Source organism: Flindersiella endophytica (assembly GCF_054779015.1).
Window position 1 is genome coordinate 61,975 of sequence record NZ_BAAGYY010000010.1, and the last position, 21,961, is coordinate 83,935.

Consider the following 21,961-nt stretch of genomic DNA (forward strand, 5'->3'; position numbering starts at 1 on the left):
TTTGCTGACCTACGCTCCGTCACATGGAATACCGCACGATTGGAACCAGCCCGAAGACCCGCCGCCAGGTCAGCGTACTGAGCCTCGGCGCCATGCTGTTCGGGTCGAGAACCGACGAGGCCACCTCGTTCGCGATCCTCGATCGTTACGTCGAGGCCGGTGGCACGTTCATCGACACCGCCGACAACTACGCGTTCTGGGAGGACGGCAGCCAGGGCGGGCAGAGCGAGAACCTCCTCGGCCGCTGGCTGCGCGACCGTGGCCGGCACGACGACCTGGTGATCGCGACCAAGCTCGGCGCGCGACCGCTGGCTCCCGGCACGAGCTACATCGACAACCCCGAAGGCCTGTCCCCCAAGGTGATCCGCGAGTCCGCCGACCGCAGCCGCGAGCGGCTCGGGGTCGACAAGCTCGACATCTTGTACGCCCACATCGAGGACCCGAAGACTCCGCTGCGGGACACCGTCGAGGGCTTCGCCGAGCTCGTCGCCGAAGGCAGCGTCGGCCTGCTGGGCGCGAGCAACCACTGGGTCTGGAAGGTGGAACGCTCGCGTGCGCTGGCCGCCGCGGCCGGGCTGCCGGGCTACGAGCTGCTGCAGTACCAGCACTCGTACCTCCGCCGCCGTTCCGACCTACCCGGCGACCTCTCCCCCGACGGCAACCAGGGCCCGGTCGGCGGCGAGCTGCTGAGCTATGTGCGGAACGAGCCCGGCCTGACGCTGGTCGCGTACACGCCGCTGCTCTCCGGCGGTTACGTCCGCGACGACAAGCCGCTCGGAGCCGACTTCGACCACGCGGGTACGCCCACGCGGCTGGCCGCCCTGCGTAAGGTCGTCGGCGAAACCGGCGCGACACCGAACCAGGTCGTGCTGTCGTGGATGATCGGCGCCGACGTACCGTCGATCCCACTGATCGGTGCTTCGTCGGTCGCGCAGCTGAACGAGAGCCTCGAGGCCGTCCACCTGAAGTTGACAGCCGACCAGCGCGCCAAGCTCGACGCGGCGCACTAGGCCGAGAAGTCGGGTACGTCTAGCGGCTCGCCGCCGCGCATGGCGGAGGCGTGCCCGACGATTCCGGGAGCGGTCCAGGTCGCCGCCGTCGTCGCGTCGACGAGCGGCGGCCGGCCCTCCACAATGCTACGGACGAACTCGTGCACCAGATGCGGGTGCGCGCCGCTGTGCCCGCTGTCGACGTGCAGCTCCTCCGGCAGCAGGTCGAAGCGGTGCGGCGGGCGCACCCGCTCGACCTTCGCCCCACGCCCGCGCCGCTCCGGCGACTCCGGATCCAGCCGGAAGACCGCGAGGCCCTCGTCCTCCGACACCTGCGGCCACTCGACGCCGGCCTCCTGGCCGTATACGCAGAACCCTTCCTGGTAAGCCCTTCCGAGCTGGAAGAACGACACCGTCACCTCGGCGGCCAGGTCGTCACGGTCGAGCCGGAACAGCGCCGTCTCCGTCGGGAACGGGTTGTCGAAGTCGCCGGTCCGGTCGGGCGTGAGGCGCCCGGAGCCGAGCGCGTGCGCCTTCGTCACCCGCGAGCCCCCGATCGCGAGCAGCGGCGACAGGGCGTGCGTCGCGTACGTGAGCGGCGGATAGCCGTACCAGTAGGGCGGGAAGCCGTCGAGGTTCTGCAGGTGCATGCCCCGCAGGTACGACAGCGGCCCGAGCTCACCGCGGTCGTACAGGTCGCGGACGTAGAGGTACTCCCGTCCGAAGACCATCGTCTCCATCATCATGTAGTTGGTGCCGGCCGCCTGCCGCGCGGCGAGGATGCGCCGGATGCCGTCGAGGTCGGTCGCCATCGGAACGGCGCTGGCGCAGTGCTTCCCGGCCGACAGCACCGCGACCGCCTGCTCGACATGGAAGCGCACGGGCGTCGCGATGTGCACGGCGTCGACCACGTCGGCGGCGAGCATCGCGTCCACGGAGTCGAACCTCGCCTCGCCGGCGATGCCGTTCGCCTCGGCGGTCCGGGCCAGCATGCCGGGATCGGCGTCGCAGATCGCGACGCTCGCGACGTCCGGATGCTGGAGATAGAGCGGTACGAACTCGGCACCGAATCGCAATCCCGCAACGCCGACCCGGATCCCGCTCACGTCTGACTCCCTTTCGCCGCCGCAACCCTGCGTTGCCACCGTACCGACGGAGCACCCGAACTGCGGCGGCCGGCGGGCAGCCGCATCCGGACAGTCGAAGTCAGGTTAGGTGAGCAGCTCTGCGCGTAATCCACGTGGCCGGGCCGCGCGGCACGACCGTACTGCTGGATGGCATCGACTTGGTACTTCCTCGCCGGCGACGAGACCGCGCTGCCGGCCGGCACGCCGGTCACCGCGGTCGTTCCGTACCGTCGGCGAGAGAGGCAGACCTTCGGCCACCAGGCCGACCTGCGTGTCACGTGAGTGCACCGCGACCGGCTCCGGGCCGGTGAGCCGGCCGACCGGATGCCGGCCGCCGTCCGGGCCGCGCCGTGGCGGGACGGGCAGGTCTACGCCACCCGCTGGAGCTCCGCGCAGCCGGCTGACCCAGGCCGCGGATCGGCCCTCGCTCGGAGCCTTCCCCTGGACGCGAGTGACCACGTTAACCACGAAATTTCGTGGTCAACGTGGTCATTCGCGCTTCGCCACGCCAGTAGGTGGTTCGCCACGCCCCGGGGCGTGGTTAACCAGCCAATTGCGTGGTTAACGTGGTCATTCGCGCGGCGACAAAGTGGTTCGAAGCTCAGTCCTCGAAGCGGATGACGGCCTTGACCGCCTCTGGTCCGGCCTCGAAGGCGCTGCGGTAGTCGGTCAGCGACACCACCGGTGTCATCAGCGACTCCAGCCAGGACCGGTCGGCGCTCTGCAGCGCCGCCTGCCCCGCCTCGAAGTGCCGCCGGTTCGAGCTCACGATTCCCGCGAACGCCCGGTTGCCGCCCACCATCGCCCGGCTCAGGTCGCCGACGTTCAGTGTCTTGTCCGCACCGCCGTGCGCACTCGACACCAGGCACGCCGTCCCGCTGCGGCCGGTGTGCTGGATGGCCTCGGCGACCAGCGCGCCCGAGCACTCCACCACCGCGTCGAAGCCGCCGGTGAAGCGGGACAGGTCGGCCAGGTCGGAGTGGTAGGTCGCTCCCAGCGCCCGAACCAGCGAGGGCTTCGGCCCGGACGTCACCTGGTCGACCACGTGAACGTCGTACTCGCGCTGGACACCCAGCAGCGCCGCCAGCAGCCCGATCGGACCGGCGCCGAGCACCAGCGCCCGCCGGCCCTTGCCCGGCAGCGGCGCCAGCGCGTCGATCCGTTCCCACGCCTTCGCCACGATGCTCGCCGGCTCGACCAGGACGCCCGCGAGCCCCAGCGACGCCGAGACCGGGATCGCGTACTCCGGCTCCAGCAGATACCGCTCGGCCGCGTAGCCGTCCCGGCCGACGATGCCGCTCTCGTCGTAGTCGGTGTACAAGCACAGGTCGAGCTGGCCGGACGCGCAGAGCGTGCAGGGCCGAGGATCCGGCCGCCGAACGATGCCCACGACGAGATCGCCCGCCTGGAAGCCGGAACCGGATGGTGCGGCCAGCACCCGGCCGAGGCCTTCATGGCCGACCACCATCCAGTCCCGGCCGGCAGGCGGCCGGCGCACGCCGTGCCCGATCACCGATCGGTCGGTGCCACACACGCCAAGAGCGACTGCCGACACCAGCAGGTCACGATCCGACGGCCCGGGGGCAGAGATCTCACTGAGGTCCGGGCTGGCCTGTCCCTGCCCCGACGCCACTGTCAACGCGCGCACGCACGCTCCTGTTCACGCTGAGAAATGCCAAGAAAAGACGGTCCTACGTATGCTCCTCCGGGTTGTCCCAGAAGTAGACCTCGGGGTCGTAGCAGGCCGGTGTCGGATGCGCCCAGGTGTTGACCATGCCACCCTGCGCGAGCTGAGCCCGGGCAGGGACGTTTCCCATCTCGCTCTTGTGCAACGTCAGCTGCGGATAGTTCGCCACCACGCCCATGAAGAACGGCCCGTACTCGATGTGGAGCTTGATCATCTCCCAGACGATCTTGTGCCGGGCCAGCGCGTCGACCTCGGTCTTCGCCTTCGCGTAGAGGTCCCACAGCTGCGCGATCGGGCTGCCCGGCTCCGCGTCCACCCGCGGCGGGGTACGTTTCCACGGGTCGACGTTCAACTCGGTCTTCTCGTCCTTCGTGCCACGCAGCGACCACATCTGGCCATGCAACGGCGCCCAGCGCTCCGGCTCGATCGGTACGAACCACCACGGGCCGGTGATGTGGTCCGGGCCGTCGCCCACCTCCCAGGCGGAGTTGCTCATCAGCACGCCGCTCTTCCACTGGTCGGAGTAGCTGGCCGGTGCGATCGGGTTCGACGTCACCGAGAGGCCGATCGCCTCCCAGTCCCGTTTGAGGTACTCGTTCTTCTGCTTGTGCTCCTGCGCGATGTCGGCCGGCACGTCGAGACGGATGGTGAGCTTGCCACCGCCCGGCACCTCGCGTTTGCCGTCGCCGTCCTTGTCGACGACGCCGAGCTCGTCGAGCAGCTTCTTCGCCTTCTCGGGGTCGTACTCCACATAGGCGTCGCGCCACTGCTTGTAGGCCTGCTTCCCGTCACCGTTGACGACGTACTCGATCGCCTTCGGGCTGTAGGTTCCGGTGGTCTTCTCACCGGTGTTGAAGTAGACCGCCTTGCGCGCCTCGTCCCGGTTGAACGCGTGTGACAGCGCCTGGCGGAACTTCGGCTCGCGGATCAGCTTGCGCAGCTTGGCGTCGGGATAGTCGTAGTTCAGGAAGAACACCGACGCCGTGCCCGATCCGCTGTCCCACAGCTGCATCTCCAAGCCGTGCTGGGACTTGGACTTGCGTACCGGCGCGATGTCGGCGAGCCCGAGAGGCACGAACGGGCCGTGCACGTAGTCGATCTTGCCTTCCTGGATCTGGAGTTTCGCGACCTCCGTGTCGTCGACGACGGTGAAGACCAGCTTGTCGAGGTACGGCAGCTGGTCGCCCTTCTTGTCGACACACCAGTAGTACGGGTTGCGCTCCAGCTCGACCGTCCGGCCCTCGGCGAACTTCGTGGTCCGCCAGCCGGCGAGCGTCGGGCACTTCGGGTCGAGCACCCAGTTGATGTGCTTGTCGTGCGTCACCATCCAGTTCTTGTCTTTGACCTTCTTGTTGTACTTCGGATGGAACTGCTCGAGGTAGTGCCGCGGCATGAACCAGTCCTCGGTGTTGACCCCGTTGGCCAGCAGGGCCGGCGTCAACGGTGTCGCGGCGTCGAACTTCAGCACCAGCGTGTTCTTGTCGGGTGCCTCGAGCCGCATCGGGGAACCGGTGCCCGACCTGGCGGCGTCGCCCGGCAGTGCGGGGTGGTCCTCGTTGAGGACCATGTCCTCCCACCAGTACATGACGTCCGCGCTCGTCACCGGCTGGCCGTCGGACCACTTGAGGTTCTCGCGAATGTGCAGCGTCCACTCGGTGGCCGCGGGGTTGGAGTCCCACGACTCCACGACGCCGGGTCCGATGTCCAGGCCGTCGTTCAGCCAGCGCAGCGGCGAGCGGCCGTACATGAACTCGTTGATGCTGGGGTTGTCGGACGCGTCGATCACCATGTAGACGGTCCCGCCGTATTTTCCGCCACCGACCCAGCGATGTGGCACGACGTATGGCTTCGCCGGCAGCCGATCCTCGACCGGCGGCAGGCTTCCCGCCTTCACCTGCTTCGCGAGCTCCGGCGACTCGCCGAACTGCTTGGGTGGCGGCAACGGCTTGGTCTCCGAGCCCTTGGTGCCCTTGGCTGCTTTGGCTTTGCCGCCGTCACCGTCGCCGCTCTGCTCGCCGCTCGGTTTGGGTGTGCACGCGGCGATTCCGGCGCCCGCGGCCACCACGGTCGCTGAGTAGAGAAGCGTACGTCGGTCGAGTTTTACCGTTGGCTGGTCAGATCCCTGGCCCACTAGGCCTCCTCACGGCCGGCCCCTAACCGCGGCCTTGGCCGCGAACATGAACACAGCCACCATGGGTGCGGAGCATGCTTGCGTGCAAGGCATCACGTCCGGTGTCGGACAAAGCGGCACGTCAATCACCGGACGACAAGTGAGTGCCTGCTTGGCCGTAGGCTGACAACGTGCCGAACCAGACCGGTGCGAGGCAGCCGAACGCAGTGTGCTGCTTGGGGTGGATACGTACCACATCTCACTCGACCTGAGGGTGCCGGCCGGTGTCGTCCTGCTCAACGCGGGCGACCTCACGTTCGCCAAGGTCGCTTCGACGACCGGAGCCGGCGGTTACTGCCGGACCTGCTGCGTCGGCTCGGCGATCGGCTGGCGCAGGCGCTGATCCGGTCCGCGGCTGCCGAGGCGACCCGAGACGCCGAGTGGGCCGCGCACGACTACCTCGCGCTGGTGCGGGCGGCGCTGCGCACCCAGCACGACAGGGTGTTCGTAAGCATGCTGAGTTCTGCACCGGCATGGTCGCCGACCAGTTCCTGCCACCTGGCGCGGCGCGGGCGACGATCCACGACCTCTGCCTGCTGGAGCTGGGCTCGGCGGCGCCGGGAAGCAGCCGGCAGCTGCAGGCCGACACCACGGCGACCGGCCCGGCGCGGACCGGCTGCTGGGTTGGCTCGCGGGGCGGAACGTACCCGCGGGACTGACGATCGACAGCGAGCTGCGCAGGGCCCTGGTCTACCGGCTGGCGGTGCTCGATGTCATCGACGGCGACACGATCGCCGCGGAGGCCGCGCGCGACTCGATCGCACGGGCGGCCGAGCAGCCCGCGCGTGCGCGGGGTGCGCTCCCGGATGCCGCGGCGAAGGCGGCCGCGTGGGAGATCATCGTCTCCGGCTCCAGCTGTCGGCGAAGCTGATGGAGGCGACGGCGGGCGGAAGGCCTGGACGACAACCTGCGGCGCGTCCTGGTCGACAAGACCCATGAGCTGCGGATCGCGCTCAGTGTTCGGCGGGCGGCTCGAACAGCGTGACGGGGTTGCCGGCTGGGTCTTCGAACAGCACCTGACGTCCGCCCCTGCCCTTGATGATGTCGGTGCGGAACCGCACGCCGGCAGCGCGCAGGTGCTCCACGGCGGCGTCGATGTCGGCCACGGCCAGCTGGATGCGGTTCCAGCCACCAGGCTCGGGCACCCTGCCGTCCGGCAGCGGAACGCCTGCCGAACTCGTAGGCCCGCTGAGCTGGAGCCTCAAGTGCCCGCGGATGACCTGAACGAAGGCGGGCGCAGCGTCGACGTCGACGGTGAAGCCGAAGTGCTTGGTGTAGAAGTCGGTGGCCGCTCCCACATCGTCGACGAGATAGCGAACGGTGAACAGGTCGAGCAGCTCGATCTGGCCGGTTGTCATGACATCTCCCGGTCGGATGGTGGATAGGTGAGCGTGGAGACGAAGTAGCGGATCCGCGTGTCGAGCTCGGCGGCCGTACCGCGAAACGTCGCGTCGTCGCCCGCGTCGTCAGGGTTGGGGATGCTCCAGTGCATCAGCAGCGGGTCGCGAGTGAACGGTGGCAGGACCTCGCGAACCTTGTCGCACAGGCTGATGACGTAGTCCAGCTTGCGATCGGCGAACGTGGAGAGCTGAAGCGGCCGGTGGCCGGCGAGGTCGATGCCGTACGTGGAGAGGGCTTTGCCCGCCCGCGGATTCAGGGGCTTGGGGTGGCTGCCGGCGCTGAACGCCTCGACTCGTTCGCCGGTGTGGTGCCGGAGCAGGGCGGCGGCCATCGGCGAGCGGGAGCTGTTGCCGGTGCAGAGGAAGAGCACGCGGGCCGGGCGGCGCAACCGCTGCTGCCGTTGGCTTTTCGCGACGGTTTCGAGGCGCAGCGCGGGGTGGAGCGCGCCGCCCGCGTCCGACAGTGCGCGTGCGCAGGCCTCCAGGTCGAGGCGGTAGTAGGAGTCGCGGCCGTCGAAACTGCTCCGGCGAGAGGTCACGAGGCCGCCGCGCCGGAGCAGGCCGAGGTGGTAGGAGACGAGGTTCTGCGGCTCGCCGGTGCGCTCGACCAGCTCGCGTACGCGGTGATCGCTCTGCGCGAGCGCTGTGAGCAGCTGCCACCGCAGTGGGTGGGCGGCCAACGCCAGGAACGGCGGCGGTTCGGGCTGGACCGGCATGTTGACAGATTACATCAAACGAGCTTAGATCAAAATAGGTTGATGAGTCTCTCGAAGGGAGCTCTGCACCATGAGTCAGGTCTCGGTGCGCTACATCGTCGACGACGTTGCGGCGGCGATCGACTTCTACACAAAGCACCTCGGGTTCAGCGTCGACATGCATCCGGCGCCGGGATTCGCCGCGATCTCGCGAGGAGACCTGCGGCTGCTGCTGTCCCAACCGGCCGGGCAGGGCGGTGCCGCCCAGCCGATGCCGGACGGCCGTAGGCCCGAGCCCGGTGGCTGGAACCGCATCGTGATCGCGGTGGAGGATCTGTCCGCCGAGGTCGAACGGCTGCGAGCCGCCGGAGCCGTGTTCCGCAACGACATCGTCACCGGCTTCGGCGGCAAGCAGATCCTGCTGGACGACCCGGCCGGCAACCCGATCGAGCTGTCCGAACCGCGCCGCGACTGACTGGTTGGCTGGTCGAGTGGTTGGCCAGCTGGCTAGCTGGCTGGCTGACTGGTTGCCGGCGACCCGTTCGGCCGCCCAGGCCAGCAGGTCGGCCCTGGCGGCGGCGAGCACGCCGCTGTGATCGGCGCCCGGGCAGAACGTGAACGTCACGTCCGAGCCCGCGCCCACGAGCTGTGCGCGGTCGTTTGCGACGCGGGCGGGTAGACCACGGTGCCCGCGGTGCCCTGCGCGATGTAGACCGGCTCGGTGTGCTCGACGATCGGGATCTCGGAGTCCTCCTCCAGCAGGCGAGTGAGCCGTTCCTGCTCGCCCGCGGTCACGTCGTACACCTCACCGGACGTGTGCCCGGCGAACCGCTCGGCCAGCTTCTGGAAGCACATGGTGTTCTGCGCCTCGGTGAGCAGGCTCGCGCGGGCTGCTGTCAGGTAGATGCCGGGTCGAACTCGGGGTGCGTCGCCCGCATCCCTTCCAGGAGCAGCAGCGCGACCGGGTTCGCCGGCGTCGACGGCGCGAACGGTTGCGCGACGCCGATCGTCATACGCCACTGCGTCGGCGGCGCGGTCGCGATCGACCCGCGGAAGTCGAGCTCGGGTGCGTACCGTTCCTGGTAGGCGCCGGTGAACAGCGCGGCCTGAGCACCCTGCGACTGTCCGACCGCGAGCCACGTGTCGCTGGCCGTGCCGGCTCGCGAGCTCCAGCAGGACCGGGACCACGTCCTCCGCACGAGACCACGAGATCGAGGCGATGACGCACTCAGGCGTCACGTAGAGCGGTGCGGCCCACGGAACAACGTGCGTGTTGTCCTCGGTCAGATCCGGAAAGGCCGAGACGACGTCTCGGTGGAAGTCGGCGGGCGCGGTCAGCCGAACGGGAGGCGCGCGATGACCGGCAGGCTCGGGCGGGTGGAGCCGCCGCGGGGTTCGATCGTGAGGTTGAGGGCGTCCGCCGGGCCCACGTTGCGCAGGATCCGGGTGGTGGGCTGGTCGTCGTCCAGGTCGAGGAGGCCGGCCGATCGTACGCGCCGGTCGTGTTCGAGCCAGAGCTGGTAGGTCTTGCCGCGGGGCGGCCTGGGCATCCGGTCCACGATGACCACGACGGCCTCCGACTGTCTCGACACGACGGCCGTGAAGCGTCCACCTCCGGCGACGTCGCTGTGCTGGGTCTCCGCGTCCGGGGCGGCGACGACGGCGGTGATCTGGTCCTGCCGGCCGGCGGCCCGCATCGAGTCGGACAGCTGGGCGATGGTCACACCGACGCCGCCGACCAGCGTGACCGCGGCGGCCGCCGCCAGGAGGAGCTTGCGCCGGTCGAACCTACGACGGCGTGCGACGGGCCGCTCGAGGAGCGGCCTGGGCGGGAGCTGCCGGACCTGGCTGATCCTCGCGCGTACCTGTTCCCGCAGGTGCGCCGGTGGTGCCTCCCCGCTGAGCACTGCCAGGTGGGTCGCGGTCGCCGAGAGCTCGACGGCCTCGTGCCGGCAGGCCGGGCACTCCTCCAGGTGCTGTTCGAAGCGCGCTCGTTCCGGCTCCGGCAGCGCGTCCAGGGCGTACGGCCCGGCCAGCGAGTGAGCGTCGGTGTCGAGAGTCATGCTTGCCGCTCCACTCCAAGGCAGTCGCGCAGCCGGATCAGGCCGTCGCGCATCCTGGTCTTCACGGTGGCCAGGTTCACCGACAGCAGGGTGGCGACCTCGCGGTAGGTGTAGCCGGAGTAGTAGGCCAACGTGACGGCCTCGTGCTGGACGGGTGTCAGTCCCACGAGGCAACGCCTGACCTGCTGGTGTTCCAGCGCGAGCACGGCCTGTTCTTCCACGTCGTCGAACGGGACCTCGTGGCTCGCCTGTGCCACCCGGATCTCGCGGTCGCTCGACGCCTGCTCGGAACGCACCCGGTCGACGGCTCTGCGGTGGGCGACGGTCAGGATCCAGGTCAGCGCGGAGCCCTTGGCCGGGTCGTGGCGGGTAGCCGATCGCCAGATCTCGACGAAGATCTCCTGGGTGACCTCCTCGGCCTGCGCCTGGTTCCGCAGCACCCGGCGGACCATGCCGAAGACCCGCTCCGAGGTCTCGGCGTAGAGACGTTCGAAGGCGTGCTCGTCCCCGCGCGCGACCTCGCGGACGAGCTCCTCCAGCAGTCCGCGGGCAGGCCGGGAGTCGTCGTCCGGACGGCCCTGGGCATCGTCACCTGGGCCAACTCCGCGCAGGAACGGCATGAACACCTCCGTCGGTGATTCGGAGCGAAGCCGCATCCGGATGGGTTCGGAGCGCGGTCACGGCTCGGCGCCGGTCAGGACGGCGAACGCGATCAGGTTCGCCTTGTAGCGATGCCGCTTGCCGTCGTACGTACCGCCGCAGGTGATCAGGCGCAGGCCGGCGTGGTCGATCGAGCCGTAGACCTGCTGGGTGGGGAAACGGTCCTTGTCGTACTGCTCCAGGCCGGTGACGGTGAAGGTCGCCGTGCTGCCGTCCCGCCGTGTGACGCTGATCCGGTCGCCCTGGCGCAGCCTGGCCAGGTCGAAGAACACCGCCGGCTCGCGATCCCACGTCACATGGCCCGCGATGACGGCCGGACCCGGGGAGCCTGGCGCCGGGCCGCGTCGGAACCACCCGGCCTTGGCGGGGTCGCGGGGAACTGTGAGCACGCCGGACCGGTCGAGCGTGAGGTCTTCCAGCGTGCTGTCAACGCCGAGTTTCGGGATGATGAGCCGGGTCGGCGGCGAGTCACGCATCACCGGGCCCCGGATGCCCTCCAGTTGCTGCGTGCGTGGGCGCTGGGTGGCGTCCTGTCGAGGGCTTTTGGGCTTCGACTCGGACGGGGACGGTTGTGGGGACGGCGGTCGGGACGGCACGTGGTCCGCGTGGGTGAGGGCCGGCGGATCGGGCTGCTGCCGTACGAACGCGAACGCGATCACCAGGATCCCGGCGACGGCCAGGACGCCGGCAAGCAACGGCAGTCGCCGCCTGGGGCCGAGATCCTGGCCGTGGCCGTCTTCGGGTGTGGTGTTCATCGGTCGGTGACGGACGCGGGCGTTCAGTCGGTCTTGACGGTCGTGACCGCCTGCCGGCGACGGCTCACCAGGACGGTTCCGCCGGCCGACGCCAGCAGGAACCCACCGAGTGCGAACCAGCTCATGCCTTCGATACCCGACGTGCCGCCGGCGCCGGTTTCCACGCCTTGGCTGGGCTTGTCGCTCATGCCGGCGCCGGTGACCATGCCACAGCTCGCGGGATCGGTGGCCTCGGCCGGCAGCTTCGGATCGAGGTCGCTCTTCTTGTCGCCGTCATACTTACCGTTGTCGTTGGGGTCGATGCCGTGCTGCACGACGTGGAGGTCGCGCAGGTGGTCGGCGGTGCCCTCGGGCAGCTCGCTCGCGGGGATCGTCCTGCTGTACTCGAGATTGCCGTCGCCGTCGGCCGTCGGCATCCGGTCGACTGCCAGGCCGCTGTTCTTGCTGGTGTCGCCCTTCGTGGTCAGCGAGATGAAGATGTCACCGTAGGACGGCAGCCCTTCTGTCGTACTGACGATGCCGTCGCCGTCCTTGTCGGCTGCATCCGTCGGGCACATGAAGTCCGTACCGTCGGTGGCGCCGTGGATGTGCTGCGCGTGCGGAGCATTGGGAACCAGCCCCTTCGCGTCGATGCTGACCGCGAGGTCACCGTTCGACTCGATCGTCAGCGTGGCCGTTCCGGAAGCACCACTGTCGTTCAGTGCGTCGAGCCTGACATCCACCGAATCGTCGGCGAGCGCGGGAGCCGCGAGACCGAGCATGAACAGAGCAGAGGCAGCGGGGATGGCCAGGACCGCAGTGCGAAGTCGCACGTTGGATCACCCTTCCAGTCTTCGACATCGGCACCGCCCACCTGGCGATGCCGTGGGGATCCCCCGTCATGGAAGGGATTCGGAGCGATCGACCGGCCGGATTGGACCGAATCGCCAGAAAAGTTCGTCCACCGGCCGCGCCCCGGCCCCAGCTCGGCGATGGCGAGGCGGCAGTGCGTCCGCGCGACAGCGGGGCGGCTCCGTTGCACTGCCCGACCCTCACCGACCCGGACGTGGTGGGCAAGATCATCCACTTACGGCAGCACTACCACGATGTGACGCCTGCGCCTTCAACGACAAGCTCAAGGAATGGGAGGACTACTACAACTACCACCGACCCCACGGCGGCCTCGCCGGCCAAACACCCGATGAGAGGCTGCTCCAGAAAACCCAAGCCCAGCCGGTCACCGGCCAACGTCAGCAGCACACCGCGTTTGGCGCTTTCCGGGCGATAGCGACCATCGACGGCAGAAGGTAACCGGCGGGTAGTGCGCCTGCGATGATGGCGAGCAGTAGCCAGTCCATGGTCTTCCTTGCGTTGCTGCTCCGACGGTTCCTACACGCGGGTAAGTACGTCGGCAGCGACGCCTGTGACCTACTGCAGGACGGCAGAACAGCCGTATCCCAACGCGGCCGACATGGCCGTCCCGTGCTCGCCCCAGGGTTCGTCGAGTTCCTGATGGGCCTCCCACCCGGATGGGTCACCAATGTCCCGCTGCCGCGGACTGCGCGACTGCCTGCTCTGGGCGCCGGTGTCGTGCCGCAGCAAGGCACAAGGCAGCGATGGCGAGGACTGCCAGGGCCGCGATGACGACGGCAGTCCATCCGCGCCGCGGCTGGTCCTGATAATGCGTCTGGGATTCCCCTCCCTGAGCTACAGAACCAGCTACGGAGAGGGAGCTTCAGCCGATACCCTTTCGGCTATCTGCCCAGATCAGGAGTGGTGCGCCATCAGGGACTCGAACCCCGAACCCGCGGATTAAGAGTCCGCTGCAATCCATGATTCGGTGTGCCCGTCCGTGCCTTCGTGTGCTGTTCTTCCTGGTGACGGCTAGGTCAGCCGTCCACGCTATCCACCATTATCCACCGCGTTCTACGGACTCCGTCATCACCTTGTCATCAGACAAGAGCGCGACGATCAGCCGTGTTGGCGCATGATCTGGTCGGCGATGTGGAGGTACTGACGTACCTGCGGCGCGACGCCGTCGGTGAGCGCCGGGACGCGGGGCAGCAACGACTCCATGTGGTTGACGAGGTCGCCCAGGATGCATAGCCGATCCTCTGGATGCTCGGGGACGGGCTCGCCGCCGACATCGCCGACGTCGGGGTCGAGGAACCGCCGCACGTCGTACACGGCGCGCATCGTCGCACCGAGCATCAGCATGCTCGTGTCGCGAGGGGAGCGACCGGCGTACTTGGCGTTCCAGAGCAGCGAGGCCCAGAACCACGGCACCGCCGCGCCGCGACTTCGAACGGCGTCCGGTCCGGCACCGGGCCGTACGACCTGACCTTGGGCTCCCCTGCCTCCCGGGGAATGACGTCGCGGTCGAACAACAGCAGCGACTCGGCCGTAAGCCGCGCGGTCGACAGCGGCTCCCAGTGCCAGTCGATCTCCTGCGAACCGGCCTGGCCGGCGTGGAACGACGAGACGAAAGCGCCTCCTGGTACGGCGTTCTGAGGCGCCTCCAGTAGCAGGAGCGGCTCGGCAACCTGAGCGACCCAACGACCGCGAAGCGAGTCGCGTACGCGCCGATTACTCACCGGCCGCTCCTCCGGACCGCCGGCCACCGCTCTCATCTCGTCATCGCGTACGACGACGGCGACGTCCAGGTCGCTCAGCGCGTCCGCATCGCCTCGCGCGGACGAGCCGAACAGCCAAGCCGCGCGTACTCGTGCGTCCCTCTCGGCGACGAGCCGCACCCTCTGAAGCAGCTTGTCCCGCTCGTCCTGCCGGGTACGAAGCAGCTCGCGCAGCACGGAGACCTCCCTGGCCCTTCTTCGTCGATCGACCGTAGTTATCGCGGGGACGAGCCGGCAGCCGATTTGGCTGGCGGTGGCGCCATGCGCCGGTGGCGAGCCAGCCGAGTGCGTCTGTGGAGTGACCGAGCCTGCTCCCCGCCCTCGGGCACCGACTCGGTTGCTGCGGCCAACCTGGTGATCGCACCCTCGGAACGGCGAGCTCACCCAAGTCGACACCATCGGCTGGAATGACAGGAATGAGCTGGCTTGACGACGACGTGATTCTGTACGACGGGCAAACGCACACCAAGCACCTGCTCACGAACGCCGTCATCAATGCCGAGGACAAGCTGGAACGGCTTGTTTACAAGCCGTTCCAGCATCTGGCAGGCGCTCCCGGACTTCCCACTGCAGCCGATCATCTACACGCGATTCAACGGCACGTTCGAGCGCCTTGACGGAAGATGGTGGTGGAAGAAGACGCTCGAGGTGATACCCGACCTCGTAGGCGATACCAGCCGGCATGTCCGCCGTAGCTGACGCTCACGCCCCCACGCCGGTTCAACGAACTCAAGTGCCACGGCTCGGCCGCGAACCCACGCCGCCGAGGGCAGCCGACAGTTCCGCCGCGGCCCGGTGGAGTCGCTGCCCGAGCGTGTCGAGCTTGCCGCCCAGCTGCGCCTTCGGTGCGGCGACGTTGAGGGACGCGACCGCGATCCCTCGGAAGTCGTGCACCGCCGCGCTCGCGCCGACCAGCCCTGGCTCGAACTCCTCGTCAACAACGGCGTACCCGCGCCGGCGGAAGGGCGATGCCGAGCTCTGGTTTTGGGTGTGTGTCGGATCTGCTTCTGGTTAGCCTTGCCGATGACGTGCGATGCTCGCGGCGCCGTGCGCCTATCAGGTTCGTGCAGGGGATGGCGGGGTTGGCCCAGGAGTTGCCGGTGCGGCTGACCCATCGGTCGGCACCTTTGGTGCTGATTCCGAGGAGTTCGGCTAGCACGGCGGGCAGTTGGGTGGCCAGGTCGAGTAGGGCGGCGGCGCCTCGAGCGGCGCGTGCGTAGATGCCCAAGCTTCGGAGGCATCCGCCGAGATGGGGCCACGGAGACGTGGGTGTGGCGGTGGGCACCGGGAAGAGCCAGGTGTCGCGGCCAATCAGGTAGTAGGCGCTGCGGATGCGGAGGTGCTCGTTGAGCAGGTCCGCGAGCTCGTGGAGCAGCACGAACAGTCCACGCCTCGGCCATGACTGCTCCACCGTCTTCGAGTCACAGGGACGATGTCCAGTGGCCGAGCCAAGACTCGCGCCAGCTTACGGTGACCTCGGTGAGGCCCGAGATAGACTCACGCTTGACCAGTGCACGCCAGGCGTTCTCCAGTGCGCCACAGAAGTTGGACGCGCTGTCGGAGAGACCCTGGCGCTTGAAGTGCCGATCGATGAAATATCGCTGCACCGAGATCCTCGCCTTACCACGAAGGACGGACCGGCGCACTTCTCGGCAGATGAGGTAGTCGATGTTGCCGAGATCGGCAGCTCGGGTCTTCTCGGGGAGAAGCGGTCCGAGTATCCACTCCAGCGCACGGTAGAAGGAGTCCAGCGGTTTAGCCAAGTCCGGTTGTTCACCAGCGATCTGCCACGAGAACCACACGGATATGCGTTTTCCAGGTGGGTTCGTGTCGAGGGCAATGGAAGGCCCGACGAGCAACTGGTAGTCACTCGCCTTGCTGGTCATCGGTGGCTGGTGGTCGGCATCGGCCAAGCCGAGTAGCTTCAACGCCGGTCGCAGTCCTTCGGGCCCGTTGGATAGGATCGGGCCATGGGTTATCGCTCGATTCGCCTGCGTGACATCGAAGGACGTACGGCCAGCGGGCGAAAGATGGAGGTGCACGAACGCCAGATCTGCCAATGCAGCTACAGAGCAGGCAGCGACACCAAGCGAGTCGAACTGCTGGAGGAACGATAGGATAGCGTAGGTGGATCCGACCCTGGCCGGGCCGACGAAGGTGACCGGCAGGCCTACCTCAACTGGTCTGAAGTCGTCGGCTTCGGCACCATCCGAGCTGTCGTTTTCGCTGTACTTGCAGATTTGGAACCAGTTGCCCTGCCGGTAGCCCGTACGGCTATCCGACGTCCACAACGCGTATCCGCGTTCGGAGCAGTATTCGCGAAACGTCCTGCTGATCTCGAGGACCTTCTTCGTGCTGCGCTCTCGTAGAGCGATGGCGAACCGCACTGCCAAAGGTGACGAACGTGTCGGGCGACCCTCGGTTCTAGTTGTGACGTGTTGTCCTCGGTTGGCAGTGCGTTGAGTTGGCAACTGCACAGGATTTTGCAGAAGAAGGAGCGGCTCTTCGTTCTCTACCGCGACGTCGGCGATCTTGTGCAGCAGATCCCGGACCGCGATCGACTGCGACTGCGTGAGGGTCATCGTTCCCCTGCCCATGGAAATCAGGCCTTCGAACCGTTCACCAGACTCGTAGAGAAACGTCGGGTTTGGCCTGGCGGTCCCGCCGAATATCAGTTGCTTGCGCGGATCGCCGCGTACGGTCAGAGACGCCTCGCTCATCTGTTGACTTTGGTAAAGGTCGTCGTCGGCCATCTCGTCAGTACGTGCGCAGATCACCAGACCAATGCCATTAGCGCTCGATGAGAGACTTTCAGAAAAGATCTTCCGCTGTGGGTCATTGGCACCCGGCATCATGAGCCTACGCAGATATCCGGGCCGGTCATGGAGATGATGCACCTCGAACTTGACCTGCATCTGAGATGTGCGCAAGACGGTGTATCCGGCTTTGGCCAGATCCGCCACAGTTCTGGTAGAAATCCACGCTGGCTCAGCTGCGTCAGTCATGGTCATCCGCCCTTCGGAACGATCGGAACCTCACGTCGGGTTTGATGGCGTGGTTCGAGCGATCGGCGCACACCCAGGCCGGAGCACCGAGGCGAGCGAGATCCGTCTCGGGGCGCCTTCCCTGGACACGTAGGAGGCCCAGCCCACATAGCAGTGGAGCCGTTATTGCCAGGATCATCGCCACCAAGAGGAGCCAGCCTGAGGCACCAACGGCCACCGCGGCCGCTAACAGAGCGACAGCGCCAATAGAGAGTTGTGCGGCATAGCGCGGCACCAGTCTCAGGTGCCAGGCGATCGAGTATCTCGGTGCCACCGTCAGCCTGGTGAAGAAGAAGCCAGGAATCAGCAGGAGAACGGCCACCACTGCGTCGGAGTTGGAGGTCGCGGCAATTCCGGCAACGGCGTTCGCGCTCAACGGCCAGATGTGCTTCGTCAGCAGGGATGCCATCAGGTAGGCCATACCCGCCAGCGCGAGAACGTAGGTCATGACGCTCCGGCCACCGGCTGCGGCGGTGTCTCGCAGCAACAGGCGCGCCTGTACGCGGATTTGACCGCTACGGCCGCCGGCGGTTCGCCGCCGCCAGTAGGTGTGTGCCCGCGTCTTGGTGGGATCGTTGTCGACCGACAGGTCCAGACCGAGTTGCTGCTCTCTAACCTCTTCCGCTGCCTTGCGCAACTGGTCGGCCGTAACGTCTGGATGCTCGAGGATCGAGTTGTCCGCGTGCCCGTCGTTGGTCTTTCGGACCGCGGCACCAGACACCACAGCATCGGCGATCAGGTCGCAAGCTGGATGCGGGCTTGGCACGACAGCGGTGCCAGCATGCTCAGCTTCCCACCGCCTTCGACGCAAGAGTTCGGCGAGCTTGCGTAGGACCGTTTGGGCCTCGAGCTCCAAAGCCTTGCGGAATGGAGCTTGCACGTTTTCGAGCGGCTCTACCGACAGCTCCCTAGCCAGCGTGAGAAGGTCCGCGTGAAGGCGGGCCGCGGCTTCGGCGTCGGCGTTGGTCGACAGGAACATCTGCTCGATCACGACATCGTTCGAGGTCTCCATCACGAGGTGATACGAGCGAAGCGTCGACGGAATGTCGGCCAGATACTCGATGCAGTAGCCGTCCCGATTCGCACGTTGCGCCCTTCGGACATCGGCAAGCAAGCCCACATCTCGGTTGATGTCCAACGGAGATTCGTAGCTCAGCAGGTGCTCATCGTCGGCCTCGTTCAGCCCAACCACCAGAAGGTAGTTGTCGACTGCGACCGAAAGAAGGTCGAAGAACTGCGCAAGCGGCTCGCGGTACATCTCGAGGATCGAGAGCGACAGTTCTCGATACTGCCCGCCGCTCCCGGTCTCGATGCGGCGAACGGGATCCACCGGGTCTTGCGCACCGGCTCCGGGTGGCCGCACCTGCCGACCGTCGTATTCGGACAGCTCGACCTCGGGTTTGTGCTGCTCTGTAAGGAGAGTGATCAGGGCTTGCTGAAGCAGCCAACGCGGCTCGTGCATCTGCTCGAGGAAGCGGCCGAGATCGCTATGCGGGCGCGTGGCGTCTCGTTCCGAAAGCAGGATTGCTCTCAGCAGTCTGTATAGACCGGACGCCATCAACCTCGACGTCTCGTACTGTGTCAGGCATGGAAGCTCTCGCCCAGATGCATCGCGGACATCGATCGGAAAGACGCTACGGCGAGATATCCGGGCAACCGGAACCCACAGAGTGTTGCTCAGTTGCGCCTGACCAGCCACTCTCACCACCGGCCCGTACAACTGCTGTAGGTGCATTGCGGCGTTGCGCTGGTCGGTGTCGAGCAGACGCAGGCTCAGGTCAATCTCAGTTGTTCTGCGAGCCGTGCCGTGGTCGGCGATCGTAAGCCGCTCTGTCAGCCTTCGTACGTGATTGAGCCGAAGCGCGGCGTCGAGAAACGCCAGACCGATGGATGCGCCGTCCCGGGACAGCCGAGGAGGCGCGCCAGGAACTGGAGTGCTGCGAATCGCCCGCTTGAGCCCGCTCAGACCATCCATGGGTCCCCTCCCCTGAACGTCGTATGTCTGTCACGACGCAGTACTCGCCGACCAGTTACAGCCTGCTGCTCCGCGCCGGGTACTTTCCTATCGAGATGTGGATGGCGATCCGAGAGGTCATGCCGGAACGATGGAAGTCGAAAATGGCCGCCGCACCAGAGGTGAGGCCCCGAAGCGGGACCGAACCAGGGCCCTGGCCGCCCATGGTGTCCGAGGCCTCGCGACCGTGGCGCGTTCTTCGACCTGTTCGTCCGCCGCATCCACGATGGTCATTCCCCACCAACGGCGGCCCTGCACTCCACCCAACCCGTGAACCGCGCCCGCCTGCCTCGACGCGAAGGCCGAACTGGCGACCACCCGGACCGTGTTCGAGCAGACGTGCAACGGCCTCAAGCTGGTCGTCAACATCCTTAGGATCCTGAAGCCAATCATCAGTGTCTCGCTCCGGTACCTCGCGTTGATCGTCGTCGTCGCGATCGTCCTGTCCCGGTTGGGTTTCGGATGGATCGCGGTTCCGCTCTGGGCGGCCGTCCCGGTCCATTTCGTCGCCCGGCTCGTCTCGTTTGGATGCGTGTTGCACATTGCCGTGTCCGGGCAGGTCATGGCCTGTGAACACGGTGTGCCCGTTCGGGCAGCGCAGTTTGCCCGAAGGCCATCTTGCCGGTTCGCGTTCCCTCTTAGTTCCATGTAAGGGCACGACGGTTTCGGTGGGCCTCCGTCAGGGGCACAGCGCTTTGCGACGTCCGCTGTGCATGGGGAGGGGTCATAGTGCCGTCTCAGCGCACGTTGACGCAGGGGATGTCCGGCGACGACGTCGCCCACTTGCACACCATGCTCGACGCCATCGGGGTCGAGGTGGACGACGATGAGCGTGCGCGCCAGCACTTCGGTGCGAGCACACGCGAGGCCGTCACCCGCATCCAGCTCGTTCTTGGCCTGGCCCCGACCGGTGAGGTGGACCCTCACCTGTTGGAGCTCGCCGGGGCCGCGGGCGAGCGGCTGATTCAAGGCGACGCCTTCGGCGAGGACCGGTACGTCATCCAGGGTCCGGTTACCGACGGGGACGGCATGCCGCTGCGCGGGTGCTGGTCGTCGCCTATCGCGTAACTCTGCGGGACGAGGACGACATCGGCCACGCGGAAACCGACGACGCCGGCCGGTACCGCATCGCGTACCGGGCGGACGTCGACCAGGAGACCCAAGCCCGGGGCGAAGTCAGGCTGGCCGTGCGGTTGCGGGTGTTCGACGCCTCCAAGGTCGTCCGGTTCGCCTCATCAAACTCACGTCGCGCTATGCCGCCGCCAAACCTCTGCTCGAAGGCGGCATCGGCTCGGCGCAGCAGATCTACAGCATGGGTCCGGCCCGCTTCCGCCAGACCTACGGCGCGCGCGGAGATCGGGCAGGTCGAGGCGGACCGGATCTACGCCGTCGCCGAGCAGACCTACGCCATGGCGCTCAGTCTCGCGACCCGGCTCGGAGCGACGATCCGCGAGGTCAACCCGGCAGCGATCGGTCAGCTGCTCCCGGCGGCGCAGCAGGTGCTCGCGCCGGAACTGGATGCCGCGCCGGAACTGGACCTCGAGCCGTTTCCCAATCTCCAGACGCTCTTCGGCTCGCTCAATCTCTGCGCCTGCGAGCACTGCCGCTCTGTTCTGAGCCCGGCGGCGTATCTGACCGACATGCTCCGCTTCATGTCACAGCGGATGACCGCGGGCAAGAGCGCCAAGTCCGTCCTGCTCGCCCGCCGCCCTGACATCGCCCAGATCGAGCTCAGCTGCGACAACACGAACACCGTCCTGCCCTACATCGACATCGTCAACGAACTGCTGGAGGACACGATCGCGCCGCCGGCCGACCTTGCGGCCGCGGCCCGCCTGCGCCAGACGACGCTTCCCACACCCGAGCTCAACGCCAACCCGCAGTACGTCAACGCCAACGCCTACGCCACCCTCGCCGGTGCCGTGCACCCGTGGGTCCTGCCGTTCGACCTGCCCCTGCTGGAGGCACGCGCGTATTTCGGGCAGCTCGGCACGGACCGGATCCAGCTCAGGCGCGCGCTGCGCAAGGAACCCGACCTCACCGCCAACGAGACGGTCCAACTGGCGGTCGAGGCGCTCAGACTGTCCAGGCTCGAGGCGGACATCATCACCGCCGGCCCGCTCGCGACAGCTCACCAGCCCTGGGAATACTGGGGACTCGCCGAGACAGGCAACACGGTGCGAGACCCGGCCGAAACGACCAAGACCTATTCCGGTACGTGGCTGGAGGTCCTATCGCACGCGCGGATCCTGCTCGCCCGCGCCCAGCTGACCCACGCCGAGCTGCAGCTTCTCCTCGCCACGCGCTTCGTCAACCCCGACGGCACTGTCGCGACGTCGGACACGTGCGACCTCGGCGCGATGACGGTTGCGAACCTCGGCACGGACGTGCTCGCCCGGCTGCACCGCTTCGTGCGGCTCATGCGCGCGCTCGACTGGAGCCCTGACGACCTCGACACCGCGATCGCGCGGCTGCAGGCCGGGACACCGGCAGGCGTGGGGCGCCTCAACCCGCTCCTGCTCCGCCAGCTGCGCGCGGCCACAACAGCCGTCCGCAGGTTCGGTATCGGCGTGCCGGAGGCCCCCTTCGATTGCCGGATGGGGACGTGCGAGGTAAGTGCGGCGTCGGTGGCCGCTGTGACCGGGATGGAGAATGATTCGCGTCCCCAGTTCGTCCCGGCGGCGCGAAATTCGGGCATAACGGACCGAGGGATCGGTCCTGGATGAGGTGTATGCCCACGTCAGA

At 67.4% G+C, this 21,961-nt stretch carries 25 protein-coding genes and 1 pseudogene; 10 read left to right on the forward strand and 16 right to left on the reverse strand.

The window, feature by feature from the left end; genetic code table 11:
- Positions 1-23: 23 nt before the first annotated feature.
- The gene (locus ACYVF6_RS10960) at positions 24-1,010 is read left to right on the forward strand and encodes an aldo-keto reductase family protein (RefSeq protein ID WP_460519611.1); all 987 of its coding nucleotides are present in this window, start codon (positions 24-26) and stop codon (positions 1,008-1,010) included.
- Here ACYVF6_RS10960 and ACYVF6_RS10965 read toward each other — a convergent pair.
- A complete protein-coding gene (locus ACYVF6_RS10965) occupies positions 1,007-2,095 on the reverse strand; it encodes a Gfo/Idh/MocA family protein (protein WP_460519614.1) in 1,089 nt (362 codons plus the stop codon). The two genes, ACYVF6_RS10960 and ACYVF6_RS10965, sit on opposite strands and share 4 nt — an antisense overlap.
- Positions 2,096-2,263: 168 nt before the next feature.
- Here ACYVF6_RS10965 and ACYVF6_RS10970 point away from each other — a divergent pair, with 168 nt between their 5' ends.
- Positions 2,264-2,398 carry a hypothetical protein gene (locus ACYVF6_RS10970; protein ID WP_460519617.1) on the forward strand — a complete coding sequence of 45 codons (135 nt, stop codon included), beginning with the start codon at positions 2,264-2,266 and terminating at the stop codon, positions 2,396-2,398.
- Between the two features lie 319 nt (positions 2,399-2,717).
- Here the strand turns inward: ACYVF6_RS10970 and ACYVF6_RS10975 are convergent, their stop codons facing one another.
- Together ACYVF6_RS10975 and ACYVF6_RS10980 are read right to left on the reverse strand one after the other, a co-directional pair.
- Positions 2,718-3,764: an MDR/zinc-dependent alcohol dehydrogenase-like family protein gene (locus ACYVF6_RS10975; protein ID WP_460519620.1), complete on the reverse strand. Its 1,047-nt coding sequence runs from the start codon at positions 3,762-3,764 to the stop codon at positions 2,718-2,720.
- Between the two features lie 43 nt (positions 3,765-3,807).
- Positions 3,808-5,868, reverse strand: coding sequence for an ABC transporter substrate-binding protein (locus ACYVF6_RS10980; protein ID WP_460519623.1), 2,061 nt, complete (start codon positions 5,866-5,868; stop codon positions 3,808-3,810).
- Between the two features lie 286 nt (positions 5,869-6,154).
- On the opposite strand from ACYVF6_RS10980, the gene ACYVF6_RS10985 reads away from it, so the two are divergent.
- The 3 genes from ACYVF6_RS10985 to ACYVF6_RS10995 all read left to right on the forward strand — a co-directional run bounded on the left by ACYVF6_RS10985 (position 6,155) and on the right by ACYVF6_RS10995 (position 6,844).
- Entirely contained in the window at positions 6,155-6,316 is a 162-nt protein-coding gene (locus tag ACYVF6_RS10985; protein ID WP_460519626.1) for a hypothetical protein, read from the forward strand.
- Positions 6,317-6,446: 130 nt separating this feature from the next.
- Positions 6,447-6,632, forward strand: a complete 186-nt coding sequence (locus ACYVF6_RS10990) for a hypothetical protein (RefSeq protein ID WP_460519629.1) — start codon at positions 6,447-6,449, stop codon at positions 6,630-6,632.
- Between the two features lie 44 nt (positions 6,633-6,676).
- Positions 6,677-6,844, forward strand: a complete 168-nt coding sequence (locus ACYVF6_RS10995; RefSeq protein WP_460519631.1) for a hypothetical protein — start codon at positions 6,677-6,679, stop codon at positions 6,842-6,844.
- 82 nt (positions 6,845-6,926) lie between these two features.
- Here ACYVF6_RS10995 and ACYVF6_RS11000 read toward each other — a convergent pair whose 3' ends face one another.
- Together ACYVF6_RS11000 and ACYVF6_RS11005 are read right to left on the reverse strand one after the other, a co-directional pair.
- Positions 6,927-7,331: a VOC family protein gene (locus tag ACYVF6_RS11000; protein ID WP_460519634.1), complete on the reverse strand. Its 405-nt coding sequence runs from the start codon at positions 7,329-7,331 to the stop codon at positions 6,927-6,929.
- On the reverse strand, positions 7,328-8,089 hold the full coding sequence (locus ACYVF6_RS11005) for an arsenate reductase/protein-tyrosine-phosphatase family protein (RefSeq protein WP_460519637.1): 762 nt from the start codon (positions 8,087-8,089) through the stop codon (positions 7,328-7,330). Before ACYVF6_RS11005 ends, ACYVF6_RS11000 begins: the two co-directional genes overlap by 4 nt.
- 70 nt (positions 8,090-8,159) lie before the next feature.
- Between ACYVF6_RS11005 and ACYVF6_RS11010 the strand changes: the two genes are divergently transcribed.
- The gene (locus tag ACYVF6_RS11010; protein ID WP_460519640.1) at positions 8,160-8,543 is read left to right on the forward strand and encodes a VOC family protein; all 384 of its coding nucleotides are present in this window, start codon (positions 8,160-8,162) and stop codon (positions 8,541-8,543) included.
- 146 nt (positions 8,544-8,689) lie between these two features.
- On the opposite strand, the gene ACYVF6_RS11015 is transcribed toward ACYVF6_RS11010, so the two are convergent.
- From ACYVF6_RS11015 to ACYVF6_RS11050, 8 genes are all read right to left on the reverse strand, one after another.
- Positions 8,690-8,923 carry a hypothetical protein gene (locus ACYVF6_RS11015; RefSeq protein ID WP_460519643.1) on the reverse strand — a complete coding sequence of 78 codons (234 nt, stop codon included), beginning with the start codon at positions 8,921-8,923 and terminating at the stop codon, positions 8,690-8,692.
- Positions 8,924-8,964: 41 nt separating this feature from the next.
- Positions 8,965-9,267 carry a hypothetical protein gene (locus tag ACYVF6_RS11020; protein WP_460519646.1) on the reverse strand — a complete coding sequence of 101 codons (303 nt, stop codon included), beginning with the start codon at positions 9,265-9,267 and terminating at the stop codon, positions 8,965-8,967.
- Positions 9,268-9,402: 135 nt separating this feature from the next.
- Positions 9,403-10,131 (reverse strand): anti-sigma factor, encoded by a 729-nt coding sequence (locus tag ACYVF6_RS11025; protein WP_460519649.1) that lies wholly within the window; start codon positions 10,129-10,131, stop codon positions 9,403-9,405.
- A complete protein-coding gene (gene sigK / locus ACYVF6_RS11030) occupies positions 10,128-10,751 on the reverse strand; it encodes a sigma-70 family RNA polymerase sigma factor (protein ID WP_460519652.1) in 624 nt (207 codons plus the stop codon). Before sigK ends, ACYVF6_RS11025 begins: the two co-directional genes overlap by 4 nt.
- Before the next feature lie 57 nt (positions 10,752-10,808).
- On the reverse strand, positions 10,809-11,546 hold the full coding sequence (locus ACYVF6_RS11035; protein ID WP_460519655.1) for a class F sortase: 738 nt from the start codon (positions 11,544-11,546) through the stop codon (positions 10,809-10,811).
- Between the two features lie 23 nt (positions 11,547-11,569).
- Positions 11,570-12,358 (reverse strand): LPXTG cell wall anchor domain-containing protein, encoded by a 789-nt coding sequence (locus ACYVF6_RS11040; protein ID WP_460519658.1) that lies wholly within the window; start codon positions 12,356-12,358, stop codon positions 11,570-11,572.
- Between the two features lie 1,138 nt (positions 12,359-13,496).
- On the reverse strand, positions 13,497-13,736 hold the full coding sequence (locus ACYVF6_RS11045) for a hypothetical protein (RefSeq protein ID WP_460519661.1): 240 nt from the start codon (positions 13,734-13,736) through the stop codon (positions 13,497-13,499).
- Positions 13,736-14,335: a nucleotidyltransferase domain-containing protein gene (locus ACYVF6_RS11050; protein WP_460519663.1), complete on the reverse strand. Its 600-nt coding sequence runs from the start codon at positions 14,333-14,335 to the stop codon at positions 13,736-13,738. The genes ACYVF6_RS11045 and ACYVF6_RS11050 overlap by 1 nt, the downstream gene beginning before the upstream one ends.
- A 239-nt stretch (positions 14,336-14,574) precedes the next feature.
- Here ACYVF6_RS11050 and ACYVF6_RS11055 point away from each other — a divergent pair, with 239 nt between their 5' ends.
- On the forward strand, positions 14,575-14,775 hold the full coding sequence (locus ACYVF6_RS11055) for a hypothetical protein (protein WP_460519666.1): 201 nt from the start codon (positions 14,575-14,577) through the stop codon (positions 14,773-14,775).
- A gap of 112 nt (positions 14,776-14,887) precedes the next feature.
- Here the strand turns inward: ACYVF6_RS11055 and ACYVF6_RS11060 are convergent.
- The 3 genes and pseudogenes from ACYVF6_RS11060 to ACYVF6_RS11070 form a co-directional block, all read right to left on the reverse strand.
- A pseudogene (locus tag ACYVF6_RS11060) lies at positions 14,888-15,109 on the reverse strand (IclR family transcriptional regulator domain-containing protein); the annotation flags it as partial.
- 470 nt (positions 15,110-15,579) lie between these two features.
- A complete protein-coding gene (locus ACYVF6_RS11065) occupies positions 15,580-17,163 on the reverse strand; it encodes a hypothetical protein (RefSeq protein WP_460519668.1) in 1,584 nt (527 codons plus the stop codon).
- A complete protein-coding gene (locus ACYVF6_RS11070; RefSeq protein WP_460519671.1) occupies positions 17,156-19,177 on the reverse strand; it encodes a hypothetical protein in 2,022 nt (673 codons plus the stop codon). Before ACYVF6_RS11070 ends, ACYVF6_RS11065 begins: the two co-directional genes overlap by 8 nt.
- 364 nt (positions 19,178-19,541) lie before the next feature.
- On the opposite strand from ACYVF6_RS11070, the gene ACYVF6_RS11075 reads away from it, so the two are divergent.
- From ACYVF6_RS11075 to ACYVF6_RS11085, 3 genes are all read left to right on the forward strand, one after another.
- Positions 19,542-19,868 carry a hypothetical protein gene (locus ACYVF6_RS11075; protein WP_460519674.1) on the forward strand — a complete coding sequence of 109 codons (327 nt, stop codon included), beginning with the start codon at positions 19,542-19,544 and terminating at the stop codon, positions 19,866-19,868.
- Between the two features lie 107 nt (positions 19,869-19,975).
- Complete coding sequence (locus ACYVF6_RS11080; RefSeq protein ID WP_460519677.1) at positions 19,976-20,284, forward strand: peptidoglycan-binding domain-containing protein; 309 nt, start codon at positions 19,976-19,978, stop codon at positions 20,282-20,284.
- Positions 20,260-21,942, forward strand: a complete 1,683-nt coding sequence (locus ACYVF6_RS11085) for a Tc toxin subunit A (RefSeq protein ID WP_460519680.1) — start codon at positions 20,260-20,262, stop codon at positions 21,940-21,942. The genes ACYVF6_RS11080 and ACYVF6_RS11085 overlap by 25 nt, the downstream gene beginning before the upstream one ends.
- The last annotated feature ends 19 nt before the right edge of the window (positions 21,943-21,961 follow it).